We start from the raw sequence: 17076 nt of genomic DNA on the forward strand, positions 1-17076 counted from the left end.
ACCGCACCAGGTCTCCGGTGCGATACATGCGCGTGCCGGGTTCCCCGAACGGGCAGGCCATGAACCGGGAAGCGGTCAGCCCCGACCGGCGCCAGTACCCGATGCCGACGCCCGCGCCGGCCAGGTACAACTCACCGACCACGCCGGCGGGCACCGGACGCAGCCACTCGTCCAGCACGAAGAACGCCGCCCACGCCGTCGGCGAACCGATCGGCGGAGCTCCGGTCCCGGCGGCCAGCGGCGCACTCGCACACAACCACATGGTGGTCTCGGTCGGACCGTAGACGTTGACCATCACCCGTCCCGGGGCCCAGCGATCCACCAATTCCGGTGGGCAGGGCTCTGCGCCGATCACCAACGCCGCGGCGTCCAGGCCCTGCACCGGCAGCACTCCCACCGCCGACGGGGTCTGCGTCAACACCGTGACCTGCTCGCGCAGCAGAAGGGCATGGAAGTCTTCCGGGGAACGGGTCACCGTGTCGGGCACCACCACGAGCCGCCCGCCGTGCAGCAGTGCACCCCAGATCTCCCAGACCGAGAAGTCGAACGCATATGAGTGGAACTGCGTCCACACCTGTCCCGGCTCCAGCGGTATCCCGATCTGGAGCGAGTCGAACAGCTGCGCCACGTTGCGCTGGGTGACCGCCACACCCTTGGGCTGTCCGGTGGTCCCCGAGGTGTAGATGATGTGGGCCATGTCGTCGGGAGCCGGGGGCGCCAGTGCCGCGCTGGGCTGGTCGGCGACGACGGGGTCCGTCACGTCGAAGATCATCAGTCCGCGCCCGTCGAACCGGTCGACGAACTCGGTGGTGGTCACCGCGGCGATCGGGGCGGAGTCGGTCAGCATGAACTCCACGCGGGACTCCGGCAGTGCCGGATCGATCGGCAGATAGGCCGCCCCGGCCTTGAGCACCGCCAGGATCCCCACGATGGCCTCGGCCGAACGTGGGAACATCACAGCCACCCGCTCGCCGGGACCCACCCCGTGACCGACGAGCAAGTGCGCCAACCGATTCGCGGACTCGTCGAGTTCTCGATACGTGAGCGAATGATCCCCGCAAACCAGCGCCACCGACTCCGGTGCCCGCATCACCTGCGCGGCAAACAATTCCGGTACCGAAGCCGGTTGCGCCAAGTCGCACAGCACCGCCCGGTTGCCCCAGCGCGCCAGACGGCTGCGCTCGGCTTCGTCGAGCAGGTCCACGGTCGACAGCGGGCGACCCGGATCGGCCGTCATCGCCTCCAGCACGGCCTCGATCCGGGCCGCGAGGACTTCGATGTCGGCGACGTCGAAGACGGCTGTGTCGTATTCGAGACGCAGGCGTAGTTCGTCACCCGGTATGGCCTGCATCGTCAGCGGGTAGTCGGTGGACTCGTGGCTGGCGACCTCGATGATCTCCAACCCACCGTCGCCGCCTGACAACGCGCCCGTGTCCACGGGGTAGTTCTCGAACACGAACAGGGTGTCGAACAGTCGGTCGTGGTCGGCGATGCGGTGGATCTCACTGAGCGAGAGATATTGGTGCTCAAGGGTCTTCGTTTGCGCGTGCTGCAGCCGGTCGAGCAGTCCGGTGGTGGTGGTCGCCCCGGTGATGTCGGCGCGCACCGGCACCGTGTTGATCAGCAGGCCCACCATCGATTCCGCGCCGACGACCTCGGCCGGGCGTCCCGAGACGACCGTGCCGAACACGATGTCGCGCTGGCCGGTCAGCGAATTCAGCAGTAGCGCCCAGGCACCCTGCAAGACGATGTTGGCGGTGGTCCGATGCGAGCGCGCCAGTTCGTTGAGCGCGCGGGTGGTTCGCGAGGACACCCGATGGGCCAGCACTCCCCGCTGCCCGAGCTCTGATTTCTGCGACGGGCCGACAAGGGTTGGGGTGTCAAGACCTTCCAGCACCTCGCGCCAGGCGGCGTGGGCAGCGGGGAGGTCCCGATCGGCGAGCCAGTTGATGAAGCTCCGGTACGGAGTGGCCACGGGCAGTCGATGCCCCTGATAGCCGGCGAAGATCTCCTGCAGGAGGATGGGCAGCGACCACCCGTCGAGCACGATGTGGTGGTTGGTGAGCACGACCCGGTGCCGGTTGTGCCCGGTGCGGATCATCGCCACCCGGAAGGCCGGCGGATGGGCCAGATCGCAGACCGCGGCGCGTTCGTCCGCGCACACCTGCTGGATCTGCTCTTCGGTTGCGGTGGCACCCAATTCGACATATCGCCACCCCGCGGTGGGATCGGCCGGAATGATCTGCACGGGCTCGTCGAACTGTTCGCAGAACCTGGCCGCCAGGTGCGGATGGCGGGTGGCCACGGCCTGCACGGCATCCCGCAGCCGGTGCTCGTCGAGCGCACCGGCGACGGTGATGTCCAACTGCACCACGTAGAGATCGTCGTCGCGACTCTGCGCACTGCTGCTGTGAAAGACGAGTCCCTGCTGCAACGCGGTCAGCGGCAGGATGTCGGCGATCCGGTACTGCCTTGCCAGCTCATCGATCTCGGACTGGCTGAGCCGGGCCGGTGCGATGTCCGACGGGGTCAGTCCACCCCCGCCGTTTCGGACGTGTTCACAGATGCCGGCCAGTGCGTCCAGCCACAGCCTGCTGAGCCGGCTGATCTGTGCGTCGTCGACACCCGAGCGCGCCCAGGTCCAATTGGCTTGCAGCTGCGGACCCGAATCGGTATCGAGGGTGCCCGCGTTGAGTGCCACCGTGTGGGTCAGCGGCATGGGTATCGCCGCGGCCGCACCGGTGGCCGACAGACCATCCACGGATATCCGCCACAGCTCATCGGCTGCGTCGGTGGATCCACCGCCCAGACGACCCAGGTAGTTGAACCCGATGGTCGGGTCGGCCCCGTCGAGATCGACGTCGCCGTTGAGGTAGCGCAGCAGGCCGTACGTCAGCGGATCAGGGAGCGAACGGAGTTGCTCCTTCGCGTCTTTGACCACCGAGCCCAGCGCCGCATCGCCCGCGACCACCTGGGACCAGGTCAGTCCCCCGAAGCCGCCCGCGAAGTTCAATGCCACCGGGTACTTGGTGGTGAACCACCCGACAGTGCGCGACAGATCGATGTTCGGATCGAGGGTTCCGCCCAGTTCTTCCTGACGTCCGTGCCCTTCGACGTCGACGGCGATCGGCGTGCCCGGTGTGCCCAGGGTTCCGGAGAATTCGGCCACCGCGAGCCCGAACGCGATCAACAGGATGTCGTGCACCCCGGCGTGGAACGCCGTCGGCACTTCACCGAGCAACATGCGCGTCGTCCCCGAGTCGAGGGACACCGCGAGCTGCCCGGCGGTCTCATGGGTATCCGCGTCGGGCCGCACCGGCGGCAACACCGCAGGGGTGGCCGCCACCTGCCGCCACACCGGTGCCTGGGCCACAACGTCCGAGTGGCCGGCGTGCGTCTCCAGCAGTTCGGCCCACCGCGCGAAGGACGTCCCAGCAGGCGGCAGATCCACCGGTTGTCCGCCGCGACGCTGTGCCCACGCGAGATTGAGGTCTTCCAGAACAATTCGCCACGACACCCCGTCGACAGCGAGGTGGTGGACGATCAGCACAAGCTCGCTCGTCGAGGTCACCCACAGCGCGCTCAGCATTGCCCCGGTGGCCGGATTCAACCGCGACCGCGCCGCCGCCAGTGCCTCATCCGTCAGGGTGTCCACCGATTGCAGGCATCCATGCGCGTCCACCGTGCCTGCCTCGGGCACGGTCAACGACCAGCCGCCCGGGGAGCCCCCGGTTCGCAGCCGCAGCATGCCATGCCGATCGAGCAAGGCCTGCAACATGATGACGACATCGGCCTCGGCCACCCCATCGGGTGCCTGCAACAGCACCGTCTGGTTGAACTGGTCCACGGGACCGTCGGCACGTTCCACGTCGTTCAGCCACCGAATGATGGGAGTCGCCCGCACCGGTCCGACTCCTTCGTCGACCGGGCCACGCGATGCGGCGGCCGTTGCGGCGACGCGCGCCAACCGGGCCACCGTCTGCTCGACGAAGACATCGCGCGGGTGGCATACCAGCCCAGCTGCGCGGGCCCGGGCAACCACCTGCATCGACAAGATGCTGTCGCCGCCAAGGTCGAAGAACGAGTCGTCGACACCGACGCGGTCCAGCCCGAGAACCTGGGCGTAGATACCCGTCAGGACCTCTTCCACCGCGTCTGCCGGCGCGCGATATCCGTCCCCGGTGCCGTAGTCGGGAGCGGGAAGCGCACGGGTGTCGAGTTTTCCGTTGACCGTCAACGGAATCGCGTCCAACACCATCACGGCGACGGGCACCATGTAGGCGGGCAGCCGGTCCGACAATGCAGCACGGATCCCTGCCGGATCGGCCGTGCCGGTGATGTAGCCGACGAGCCGCTTGTCCCCGGGGCGGTCCTCGCGGGCGACCACCACGGCCTGCTCCACGCCATCGAGCGCTGCCAAAGCGGCCTGGACTTCACCGAGTTCGATGCGATAGCCGCGGATCTTGACCTGCTCGTCGGCGCGGCCCAGGTACTGCAACTGGCCGTCCGGGCGCCAGCACACCAGGTCTCCGGTGCGATACATGCGCGTGCCGATGCCGCCGAACGGGCACGCGACAAACCGCGAGGCGGTCAACCCGGTTCGGCCCACGTAGCCATACGCCAGGCCCGCACCTGCCACGTACAGCTCACCGATCACTCCGGCAGGTACCGGACGCAGCGACTCGTCGAGCACCAACAGCGCGGCTCCGGGAACCGGTGAGCCGATGGGAACGACGCCCGGGCTACCTGATTCAACTTTCAGGGGCGCACTGATCGCCACGCACATCGTGGTCTCGGTGGGTCCGTAGGCATTGATCATCACGCGGCCGGGAGCCCACTGCTCGACGACCTCGGGTGAGCAGGCTTCGCCGACCACGACCAACGCCGCCGACTCCAAGCCTTCGGTCGGCAACGCCATTACCGCAGAGGGCGTCTGAGTGAGAACGTCGACCCGTTCGGCAACCAGCAACGCATGGAAGTCGTCCGGTGAGACCGCGACGTCCTCGGGTACGACTACCACCCGTCCACCACGGAGCAGGGCGCCGAAGATCTCCCACACCGAGACATCGAAGGCCAGTGAGTGACACTGGGGCCACACTCCAGGGCGAGGCAGCCCGGCATCGAGGGACTCCAGCAGTTGGGTCACGTTGTGATGGGTGACCGCAACGCCTTTGGGCACACCGGTGGTACCCGAGGTGTAGATCAGATAGGCGATGTCGTCTGCGCCCGGCGTCGGCAACCCACCAGCGGCGGATGCGGTGGCATCGACCTCGCTGACGTCGACGACCGCCACACCGTGTCCCCGCACCCGATCGGCGAGATCGGTGGTGGTGACCACCGCCACCGGCGCCGCATCGGTCAGTACGAACTCCAACCGCGCATCGGGCACCGATGGATCGATCGGCAGATACGCCGCGCCGGTCTTGAGGACAGCCAGGATGGCGATGATCGCCTCGGCGGATCGGTTGAACAGCACCGCGACACACTGGCCGGGGCCTGCTTCCCGGCGGGTGAGCAAGTGCGCCAACCGGTTCGCGGCGTCATCGAGTTCTCGATAGGTCCACGAACGATCATCGCAGGTGACCGCGACCGCCCCGGGGGTGCGTGCAACATGCTCGGCGAACAACGCGGGGACCGAGACCGGCCTGGGAGACGGACGGGTGAGCGTTGCGTGATTGCCCATCGCAGCGAGCCGGGCGTGTTCGTCGTCGTCGAGTAGGTCGACCGACGACAATCTCGCCGTCGGGTCGGCAGTCATCACCGTCAGCACCCGCTGCAGCCGGGCGATCAGCGTGGCGATGGTATCGGCGTCGAACACGTCGGTGCGGAATTCCACCGTGCCGCCGATCCCGGCGGGCTCGCCGGAATCGGTCCGGCGTTCAGCCAGCGAGAAATTCAAATCCATTCGGGCGGTGTGGGTGTCCACTGGCATCCGAGTGACCTGTAAGTCGCCCAGCTCCAGGCCGACAGCTGAATCATTGATGTCGTGCCCGGCGAGGTTCTGCCATGCCAGCGCTACTTGGATCAGCGGGTGGTGGGCCAGGGATCGAGTCGGGTTCAGCCGCTCGACGAGCACTTCGAACGGCACATCTTGGTGATCGAAGGCGGCCAGGCTGCGCGCGCGGACCTGAGCCAGCACCTCGGTAACCGTCGGGTCCCCGGCCAGGTCGACCCGCAGGATCAAGGTGTTGACGAAGAAGCCGACCAGTTCGTCCAGCGCGGGGTCGCGACGTCCGGCGATCGGGAAACCCACTGCCACATCCGAACTCGCGCTGAGTTTCGCGAGCAGGGTCAGGAGCGCCGCTTGAACCACCATGAAGCTGGTCGCGTTGTGCTCACGCGCCACGCGGGCAACCTGCTGCTGCAACTCCGCAGGCCAGTCCACCGCCATCGTGGCTCCGCGCTGATCGGTCGTCAGCGGGTACGGCCGATCGGTGGGCAGGGCGATGCGCTCGGGCATACCGGCCAACGCGTCCTGCCAGTAGCTCAGCTGGGTGGCGATGCGACTCTGGCTGTCATCGAAGTCGCCGAACTGCGCGTGCTGCCACAAGGTGTAATCGGCGTACTGCACCGCCAGCGGCTCCCAGTCGGGAGCCTGCCCGGCGCAGCGGCGGGCGTAAGACACGCCGAGATCAGCCACCAGCGGGGTGATCGACCAGCCGTCGGCGGCGATATGGTGCACCACCGCGGCCAGCACGTGCTCGTCGTCGGACAGGCGGAAAAGTCGTGCCCGCAGGGGAATCTCGCTGGACAGATCGAACGTATGCCGTGCCGTGGCCTCGAGAGCCGCTTGCAGCTCCCCCGGTGTCCACCCGCCGGCATCGACGACATCCCAGCCGAGTTCCGTGCGCCCGGTGGCCATCACCACCTGACGTGGAACGCCGTCGGGTGCGACGAACAGGGTGCGCAGACTTTCGTGGCGAGCGACCACATCGGCCAACGCCTCATTCATGGCGTCGATGTCCAGCACGCCGCTGATCCGGAACGCAGCTGTCATGTTGTAAACCGCTGACGGACCCTGCAATTGGTCCAGGAACCACAAACGGGACTGAGCGAACGACAACGGAACCACCGCGGGCCGCTCGCGGGCCACCACCGGCTCCAACCGGGCGTCGTGCCCACCGATACGGGAGGCCAGGTGCGCGATGGTTGGCGCGTCGAACAAAGAGCGCACAGCGATTCCGGCATCCAGCGATTTGTTGATCGCGGCGACCAGGCGCATGGCGGACAACGAATCCCCACCCAGATCGAAGAACGAATCGTCGACACCCACCCGGTCCACGCCGAGAACACGGGCGTAGATGTCGGTCAGGATCTCCTCGACCGGGTTGGCCGGGGCCCGATAGCCCTCGCCGCCAACGTAGTCCGGTGCCGGCAGCGCGCGTCGGTCGAGCTTGCCATTGACCGTTAGCGGCACCGTATCGATGACCAGCACCGCGGACGGGACCATGTAACTCGGGAGTCGCTCCGCCAGCCGGGCGCGGATCTGGCCCGGGTCGGCGGTGCCGGTGATGTAACCGACCAGGCGCTTGCCCCCGGGGCCGTCTTCGCGAGCGATAACCACGGCCTGCACGACACCGTCGAGTGCAGCCAGGGCGGCCTGGACCTCACCGAGTTCGATGCGGTAGCCGCGGATCTTGACCTGCTCGTCGGCGCGACCCAGATACTGCACTTGACCATCGAGGCCCCACCGCACCAGATCGCCGGTGCGGTACATGCGGGTTCCCGCACTCCCGAACGGGCACGCCACAAACCGCGAAGACGTCAACCCCGACCGGCGCCAATATCCTGTTCCCACACCGCGACCGGCGATATACAGCTCACCGACCACTCCAGGCGGCACCGGACGCAGCCAGCCGTCCAAGACGAACAACGCTCCCCCGGCGACCGGCGCGCCGATCGGCACCACCGAATCCGCTGCGAGGGGCGCGGTGATCGACGCGTACACCGTGGCCTCGGTGGGACCGTAGGCGTTGATCATCACCCGGCCCGGCGCCCAGCGCTCCACCAGCTCGGGCGGACACGCCTCGCCTGCCACCACCAACGCCGCCGATTCCAGGCCCTGGGGCGCGATCATGCCCGCAGCGGACGGGGTCTGGCTCAACACGGTGACGTGTTCGTCGACCAGCAGATTGTGGAAGTCGTCGGGCGATGCCGCGACCGACTCTGACACCACCACCAGGCGCGCCCCATGGAGCAACGCACCGAAGATCTCCCAGACCGAGACGTCGAAGCTGTACGAGTGCCACTGCGTCCATACCTGCCCCGGTCCCGACGACACGTGAGCGCCGAGGGATCCGAACAGGCCCGGCACGTTACGGTGCGGGATGGCGACACCTTTCGGGACGCCGGTGGTGCCCGAGGTGTAGATGATGTACGCGATGTCATCGGGGCCCGGGCCCGTCAGGGTGGGGCCGGGACGAGCTCCCGCAACGGACTCCGCGGCGGCCGCGACATCGCTGATATCGATGACCGGAACGTCGCACCCGGCCAGGCGCGACCGCCGCGCCGCCGTGGTGACCGCCACCACCGGCGCGGCATCGGCCACCATGAACTCGATGCGCGCAAGCGGTAGCGCCGGATCGACCGGCACGTAGGCCGCACCGGTTTTCAGAACGGCGAGAATCGCCACGATGGCGTCGGACGACCGGGAGAACAGGAGCGCCACTACCTCGCCCGGGCCCGCACCGTGAGCAGACAACACATGCGCGAGCCGGTTGGCGGCCTCATCGAGTTCCCGGTAGGTGATCGACCGGCCATCGAAAGTGACCGCCACCGCATCTGGGGTGCGGGCCACCTGTTCGGCGAACAACGTCGGAATCGAAGCGGGAGTGCAGGTTTGGACCGGGGCGGTCAATACCGCCCGATGGCTCCACGCGTCGAGGCGCGCGTGGGCAGCTTCGTCGAGCAGATCCACCGACGACAACGGCCGCCGCGGATCTGCGGTCATCGCTGACAGAACCGCATTCAGCTGTTCGATCAGGGCCTCGATGGCGCCGAGGTCGAACACCTCGGTGTCATATTCGACGCGGAGTTGCAGTTCGCGGCCCGGCAGCGCTTGCACCGCCAACGGGTAATGGTTGGATTCGCGGAAATCGAACTTGGTGATCGCCAAGCCGTCGTTGTTCGACAGTGCCGTGACGTCAACCGGGTAGTTCTCGAAGACCAGAAGGGTGTCGAACAGTCTGTCCTGGCCCGTGAGCCGGTGAATGTCGCTCAGCGCCACGTGCTGGTGTTCGAGGGTGTCGTTGTGGGCGCCCTGCAATTGTTGCAACAGGTCCGCGGTGGTGGTGTCCGGGTGGAACGTCGCCCGCACCGGCACCGTGTTGATCAGCAGGCCCACCATGGAATCCGAGCCGAGAACCTCGGCGGGACGTCCGGAAACCGTCGTACCGAAGGCGATGTCTTGCCTGCCGGTCAGTGAGCCGAGCAGTAGCGCCCACGCGCCCTGCAACACGATGCTGGGGGTGGTGTGATGCGAGCGTGCCAGATCGCCGAGCGCGCGCGTGATCTGCTCGGACAGCTGGAACGACTCAACACCACGCTGTCCCAGTCGATCTCGCTCGGGCGCACCGATCAACGTCGGTGTTTCAAATCCTGCCAGCATCTCGCGCCACGCCTCGTGGGCACCGCCGCGATCACGTTCGCAGAGCCAGGCGACAAAACTGCGATACGGCGCGGCGGCGGGCAGTCGTCGCCCGCTGAGGCCGGCGAAGATCTCCTGGAGCAAGATCGGCATCGACCAGCCGTCGAGCACGATGTGGTGAGCGGTCAGCACAAACCGATGCCGATCGTCGGCGATGCGAATGAGCACGGCCCGGAACGCTGACTGATTCTCGAGGTCGCAGACCGCGGCACGTTCGCCGACGCAGATCTCCTCGATCTGCTCGTCGACGCCAATGCCGTTGGCGTCCAACTCGATACACCGCCAGGGCACCACAGGATCAGCGGGGATGACCTGCACCGGTTGCTCGAACTCTCCGCGGAATCGAGCCGCAAGTTGCGGGTGTCTGCGGACCACCGTCTGCACCGCTTCGCCCAGCCGCTGCGCGTCGAGCCGGCCACTCAGCGCGACATCCAGCTGCATTGCGTAGACGTCGGCGGAGCCCTGTGCGGTGTCGGCGTGGAAGAGCAGTCCCTGTTGCAAGGGGGTCAGCGGCAGGACGTCGGCGATACGGTGTTGCCGGCTGAGCTCGTCGAGCTCGCCCTGGCTCAGCTCCGCAGGGGCGATATCCGATGGCGTCAATCCGCCGCCACCGCTTCGCACATGCTCGCAGATGCCGACCAGCGCCTCGAACCACAACCGGTTCAATCGACTGATCTGCTCGTCATCGAGCGCCGAGCGCGCCCACGTCCAGTCGGCGTTGAGTTGCAGGCCCGTGTCCGTGTCGAGGGTGGCTGCGTTGAGTTCGACGGTATGCCCGAGTGACGTGGGCACCGCCGCGGCGGCGCGAGTCAACGACAAGCCCTCGGGCTGGATCTGCCACCGATCGCCGGACGCATCGCCGGGGGTTCCACCCAGGCGGCCCAGATAGTTGAACGCAATCGCCGGGTCGGGTCCGGAAAGGTCCACGTCGCTGTTCAGGTAGCGCAGCAGACCGTAGGTCAGGCCGTCCGGCAGAGCGCGGAGCTGCTCCTTGACGTCTTTGATCACGGTCCCGAGTGCCACCTCACCGGCGACCACCTGGGACCAACGCAATTCGCGAACAGCCAGGGCTACCGGGTATTTGGTGGTGAACCAGCCGACCGTGCGCGACAGATCGATGTCGCGATCGGCGCCGAGTTCTTCGGTGCGGCCGTGGCCCTCGACATCGATGGTGATCTGGGCGCCGCCGCCACGTGAGAATTCGGCGACCGCGAGCGCGAACGCGATCAGCAGAATGTCTTGAGTGCCTGCGTGAAACGCCGCGGGCACTTCACCGAGCAGCAGGTGGGTGGTCTCGCCGTCCAGCGTCATCGACAGCCGCCCGGCGGTCTGATAGGTATCGACCCCGGGTTGCGGTGCGGGCAGCGCCGGCGGTGTGGCCGCGACCTGCCGCCATGCGTGCGCCTGCTCCGTCACTTGCGGGTTCTGCGCGAACTGAGCCAGCAGGCCCGCCCATCGGGCGAACGACATGCCGGTCGGTGCCGGCGCCACCGGTCGGCCGCCGCGATGCTGGGCCCAGGCGATATTGAGGTCCTCCAGCAGAATTCGCCATGACACACCGTCGATCGTCAGATGGTGAACGATCAGCACCAGCTGACTCGTGGAAGTCACCCACAGCGCGCGGAGCATCGCCCCGGCAGCAGGGTTCAACGCTGACCTCGCCGCCACCAGCGTCTCATCGGACAGAACGTCCACTGAGCGTAAGCATTGAGCGGCGTCGACCGCCCCCGCGTCGGGCACCGTCAGCGACCATCCGCCTGCGCCGTCGTCCTCGGCACGCAATCGGAGCATTCCGTGCCGATCGAGCAAGGCCTGCAACAGGATTACGACGTCGTCCTCGGAGGCACCGGCGGGTGCCTGCAGCACTACCGTCTGATTGAACTCGTCGATCGGGCCGTCGGCACGCTCCAGGGCCTTCAGCCACCGCATGATCGGGGTCGCCACCACGGGACCGAGACCCTCGTCAGCGGGCTGGTCGGTGACACCGGTCGCCTCGACCACCTGGGCAAGTCGGGCCACGGTCTGCTGGACGAAGATGTCTCGTGGGCGACAGGTCAGGCCTGCGGCCCGGACACGGGAGGCCACCTGCATCGACAGGATGCTGTCGCCACCCAGTTCGAAGAACGACGCGTCCACACCGACGCGGTCCAGGCCGAGGATCTGGGCGTAGATACCGGCCAGGATCTCCTCGGTGGGCGTGCTCGGGGCCCGGTAGCCATCGACATGCTGGTATTCCGGTGCCGGCAAAGCCTTCTTGTCGAGCTTGCCGTTGACCGTCAACGGCAACGCCGGCATCCCGACCACCGCCGCGGGCACCATATACGGCGGCAGTGTCTCCCCCAGCGCAGCACGCGCAACGGACACATCGGCGGTCCCGGTGACATAGCCGACCAGCCGCTTGTCCCCGGGCCGATCCTCCCGGGCGATCACCACCGCCTGCTCGACACCGTCCAAAGCCATCAACGCAGACTGAATCTCGCCCAATTCGATCCGATAGCCGCGGATCTTGACCTGCTCATCCGCCCGGCCCAGGTACTGCAACTGCCCATCGGCGCCCCACGACACCAGATCCCCGGTGCGATACATCCGCATTCCCGGCGACCCGAACGGACACGCTGTGAACCGCGACGCACTCAACCCGGGCCGACCGACATACCCGGAACCCAAACCCGCACCGGCGACATACAACTCGCCCACGACACCGACCGGCACCGGACGCAACCAACCGTCCAGCACAAAAAAGGCCAGATCCGCCAGCGGCACACCGATCGGGCTCACTGCCGCGTCCACATCGGCGGCGGTGATCTCACGGAACGAGGCATGCACCGTCGTCTCGGTGATCCCATACATATTGATCAACCGCGGCAGCCTCGGATGCTCGGCCAACCACGGGCTCAGGCGCGACGGCTGCAGCGCCTCCCCGCCGAACACCACGACCTCCAGGGCCATCCGATTTTCTGGCTGGGCCGCATCCACCGCCTGCAACGCGTAAAACGCCGACGGCGTCTGGCTCAACACACTCACGTGCTCGGCGACGAGCAGGGAGTGGAATTCCTCGGGCGAGCGCGTCACCGATTCGGGCACCACCACCAACCGACCGCCGTGCAGCAGTGCGCCGAAAACCTCCCACACCGAGAAATCGAAGGCCAACGAATGACACTGCGTCCACACCTGACCCGCCGACAGGTCCACATCACGATCGATCGCATCCAGCAACCGCGCCACATTCCGATGCGGAATCGCCACACCCTTGGGCACACCAGTCGTCCCCGACGTGTAGATCAAATACGCGATGTCGTCAGGTGTCGGCCCTACGGACAGCGCCGTACCCGGCTGGCTGTAGACCGCCCGGTCATTGACATCGATCACCGTCAACCCACGCCCACCCAGCCGATCGGCCAGATCAGCGGTCGTCACCGCGACCGCCGGCTCGGAGTCGGCCAGCACGAAATCCAGCCGTGCGTCGGGTACCGAAGGATCGATCGGCACATACGCCGCACCGGTCTTGAGCACCGCCATGATCGCCACGACCGCCTCGACCGACCGCGGGAACAACAATGCCACCCGGTGCCCGGGCCCTACGCCCTGCTCGATCAGCAGGTGCGCCAACCGATTCGAAGCGGCATCCAACCCGCGGTAGGACATCGCACTGTCGCCGAAGCTGACCGCGACCGCCGCCGGATGACGAGCCACCTGCGCGTCGAACAGCATCGGGATCGACACCGACTCGGGCACTGCCCGACTCACAGCGGCCCGGTTACCCCACTCGTCGATTTCCTCGACAGCTGCGCGGACGGTGACCGCGGAAAGCGGCCGCCCCGGAGCGGCGGTCATCGACGTCAGAACCCGCTCGAAGCGGTCCGCCAAATCGCGGGCGTCGCAACCGACGAACAAATCACCCACACCCGTGGTGCTGAGAAGGAGCTCCTCGTCCTTCTGGAGGAAGACCAGACCGAACTGATCGACCAGACCGGTGTGCGTGACAGTTCCCGATGCCGGAGCGCCACCGAATGCATCCTCGGGAATGGTCGGAATGAAATTGATGGCAGGCCGGGCCGACGGCTGTCCGCTGCCCTGGAATCGTGACTTGTTCTCGATCGCGCGCAACGGGAATCGTTGATGGCGCAGCGCATCTCGGAATCGCTGGTCGACATGCTCACATAGGGCCGCCACCGTGGACTGCGGCGACATGTCCAGAATCAACGGCACAACCCCGGAAACCATCCCGGGCACCATCAGTGCCTCTGGGCGCACCCGCCGGCTGACCGGAAGATCGAGTACGACCTCGGTTCCCCCGATCTCGCCATGCACCAGCAGCGCATAGGCCGCGGTGATCACCGAGGCGCGACGCACCCCCAGGGCTTTCGCCAGTTCCCTGGCCCTGGCCACAGCGGAGGAGGCCAGCTGGATCGGCGCAGAAGGCTCATACCTGTTGGGCGGGTTTGCGACTCCGAGAGCCGGCGCAGAGCGGTGTTCACTCTCAGGCGGAACGTTCCTGGCCCAATAGGCCTGATCGTCGAGGTAATCCTCGGTAGCCTCGTAGTCGGACTCGCAATCGATCAGGCTCTTCAATGAGCCGAAGATCGCAGGTGGCATAGGTGCGGCATCAGCGATTGCTGTGTAGGCAGCGGCAATCTGGTGGCAGACCAGGGCCATCCCGATTCCGTCGATCGCGATGTGGTGGCAGCACACAAAAAAGTAGAACTCGTCGGCGCGCGTCTGCAGCAGCGCGAACTTGAACAACGGGCCGTCGAGCGGCATCGGCGTCTGCCGGATCGCTGACGATACCCGATAGGCGTCCTGTGCCGGATCAGATGCGTCCGTCAGGTCATGGTGGGCAAGCTCGACATCCGGACAGTCAACTACCGTCTGGAAAACCTGGCCATCGACTTCGCCGAAGGTGGCTCTGAGAGGTTCAGCTTCGCGCACGACGTGGCGAATCGCTCGTTCGAGCAGTTCGTGTTCGATGACCCCGTCAATCCGCGCCAGCATGCCCAGCTGCCACTTGACACCCGCGAGGCCAGTTTCCTCCGAAAGCCAAATGTCCAACTGGCCGCGCGTGAGCGGGAGTCTGTCGTGATCACATTCCATCGGTCGCAGCCCGCCGACTACTGATCAACAGTCCGACCCTGTGCCAACCTGTCTCGCAGACTCTTCGGCCGAATGTCGGCCCAATGTTGCTCGATGTACTCAAGGCAAGCGGCGCGGTTCGCCTCGCCGTAGACCACCCGCCATCCGGCTGGAACATCCGCGAAGGCCGGCCACAAGCTGTGTTGCTCCTCGTCGTTGATCAAGACGAAGAAGCTGCCGTTGTCGTCGTCGAATGGATTGATACTCACCAGTTCTCCAGACCATCTGGGCGAGTTAAATGGAACACGTTCTAAACCTAACCCAGACGGTCCTACTGGCAAGCGATTTTAGGGAAATCGTCAATATTTGCTGTCTCACTTCCGACGGGCGTCGGGCGCTGCTGCGCGTCGCGGCAGCACCACCGTTAACATGGCGAATTAGCCACCACGCGTTGGCCTGCGCCTGGTAGACCACCCACCGGCGCAGTCAACACCAGCTGTTTCATCGATGGTGTCATAGTGTGCCAAATTTGCTGAGCGATGCAGGTCTTGCTTCGGCGAAGAGTCGTGGATGTGCCGAGCCGCCTCCTACAACCCCTCATCGACACAAATTCATTCGATGTGAACATGCTGTGCATTCGCTCAGGGTTTTACGAGCAGACGGCCCGTCAGATGCCCATTCGGATCGATCCGGGCCGCAGTCATCGGAACAACCCGCACACCACTCACCCGAGGCCGCTGCGGCGGGCGGCGGTATCCGCCGAAAGAGCCCCGCACCCAACCCGACAACGTACGGTTGGGAGTTACCGTAGAACCCAGAGCTGCGACCGTGGATCGACCCGGAGCACATGCTCCCCCGCGACCGGCGATCAGCGTCGGTCACAGCCCGAGGTCGTCATGTCGGCATACGTACCGTCTAGTAGCTAGGGATCGCGTAGAAGTGAGCAATACCGCCAAAACCGCACTGCCGCCTGGACCTCCGCTTCCCATGGTGGTGCAGTCCGCATTGATGGCGGGCTACGGTCTGCGCTTCCTGAAGGGGTGCAAACGCCGCTACGGCAACATGTTCACGCTGCGGATTCCACTGTCGGGTACGGTCGTGTACCTCGCGGATCCCGCCGACATCAAGACCGTATATGCCGGTGACCCCAAGGTTTTTCATTCCGGCGAAGCACATTGGTTTTTTCGTGGACTTCTTGGCGACAGCTCGCTGTTCGTGCTCGACGAAGACGCACACCACAGCCTGCGTCGCCTGACCATGCCGGCGTTCCATCGCGATGCCGTCGCAAACCAGGCCGCCCAGATGACCGAGATCGCGGCCGCGAACATCGCCGGCTGGCAGGTCGGCAAGAGCTTTCCGGTGGCACCCAAGACGACGGATATCACGCTCGAGGTGATCCTGCGGACTGTCATCGGCGCCAGCGACCCGGCGCGGCTGGCCGCGTTGCGCAAGGTCGTGCCGAGACTGCTCTACATGAAATCGTGGGAAACACCGGCGATTACGAAGCCGAGCCTGCGGCGCCACCACCCGTGGCGGGGAGTGGGCCGACGGTTCGCGGAGGCCGACGCCCTGCTCTATGCGGAGATCGCCGACCGTCGCGCCGACCCCAACCTCGCGGAACGCACCGACGTGCTGGCCATGCTGGTCCGCGCCACCGACGACGACGGCCGCGTGATGTCCGACAGCGAGTTGCGGGACCAGCTGCTGACGGCGATCGCGGCCGGGCACGAGACCACCGCGACGGCCCTGTCCTGGGCGCTGGAGCGGCTGACCCGCCACCCGGTGGCATTGGCCAAGGCCGTGCAGGCCGCCGATGCCAGCGCGGCGGGCGATCCTGCCGGTGACGAGTACCTCGACGCGGTGATCAAGGAGACGCTGCGGATCCGTCCGGTGCTGTTCAGCTCGGGCCGCGTGCTGAAGGAGCCGGTCGAGGTGGGCGGCTATCGACTTCCCGCGGGGATCATGGTCGACCCCGCGATCGGGCTCGTGCACGCCAGCCCCACGGTGTACCCGGATCCGGACAGGTTCGACCCCGATCGCATGCTCGGTACCACCCTGAGCCCGACGACCTGGTTGCCGTTCGGGGGCGGAAACCGCCGCTGCCTCGGTGCCACCTTCGCCATGGTCGAGATACGGCTCGTACTACGCGAGATCCTCCGCAGGGTCGAGTTGAGCACCACCACCGCAGCCGACGAGAAGCAGCGGCCGAAACATGTCACGTTCGTGCCGCATCGCGGCGGGGTGATCCATGTTCGCGCGATCAGAGACGCCACACCGCCATCACAGGTGCCGATGGCCCCGACCCACTGCCCCGCCAGCGCTCACGGATCACACAACTCGCAGTAGTAACGCGCCGCGAA

Annotated in this window: 3 protein-coding genes (1 of these 3 running past the window's edge); 1 reads left to right on the forward strand and 2 read right to left on the reverse strand. The window is 66.4% G+C overall.

Features of this window, described 5'->3' with window-relative positions:
- On the reverse strand, nt 1–14737 hold the 5' portion of the coding sequence (locus ACNQVK_RS20675; protein ID WP_418030998.1) for a non-ribosomal peptide synthase/polyketide synthase. The gene continues 9650 nt to the left of window position 1, outside the view; 14737 of the gene's 24387 nt are visible here — the first part of the coding sequence; it begins with the start codon at nt 14735–14737; the stop codon falls past the left edge of the window.
- Nucleotides 14738–14754: 17 nt separating this feature from the next.
- Nucleotides 14755–14985: an MbtH family protein gene (locus ACNQVK_RS20680; protein WP_124712060.1), complete on the reverse strand. Its 231-nt coding sequence runs from the start codon at nt 14983–14985 to the stop codon at nt 14755–14757.
- Nucleotides 14986–15655: 670 nt separating this feature from the next.
- Between ACNQVK_RS20680 and ACNQVK_RS20685 the strand changes: the two genes are divergently transcribed.
- Nucleotides 15656–17062, forward strand: coding sequence for a cytochrome P450 (locus ACNQVK_RS20685; RefSeq protein WP_418030999.1), 1407 nt, complete (start codon nt 15656–15658; stop codon nt 17060–17062).
- Nucleotides 17063–17076 lie beyond the last annotated feature (14 nt).

The sequence above is a fragment of the Mycobacterium sp. 134 genome (genome assembly GCF_048282715.1).
In the GTDB taxonomy this organism is placed as follows: Bacteria; Actinomycetota; Actinomycetes; order Mycobacteriales; family Mycobacteriaceae; genus Mycobacterium; species Mycobacterium septicum.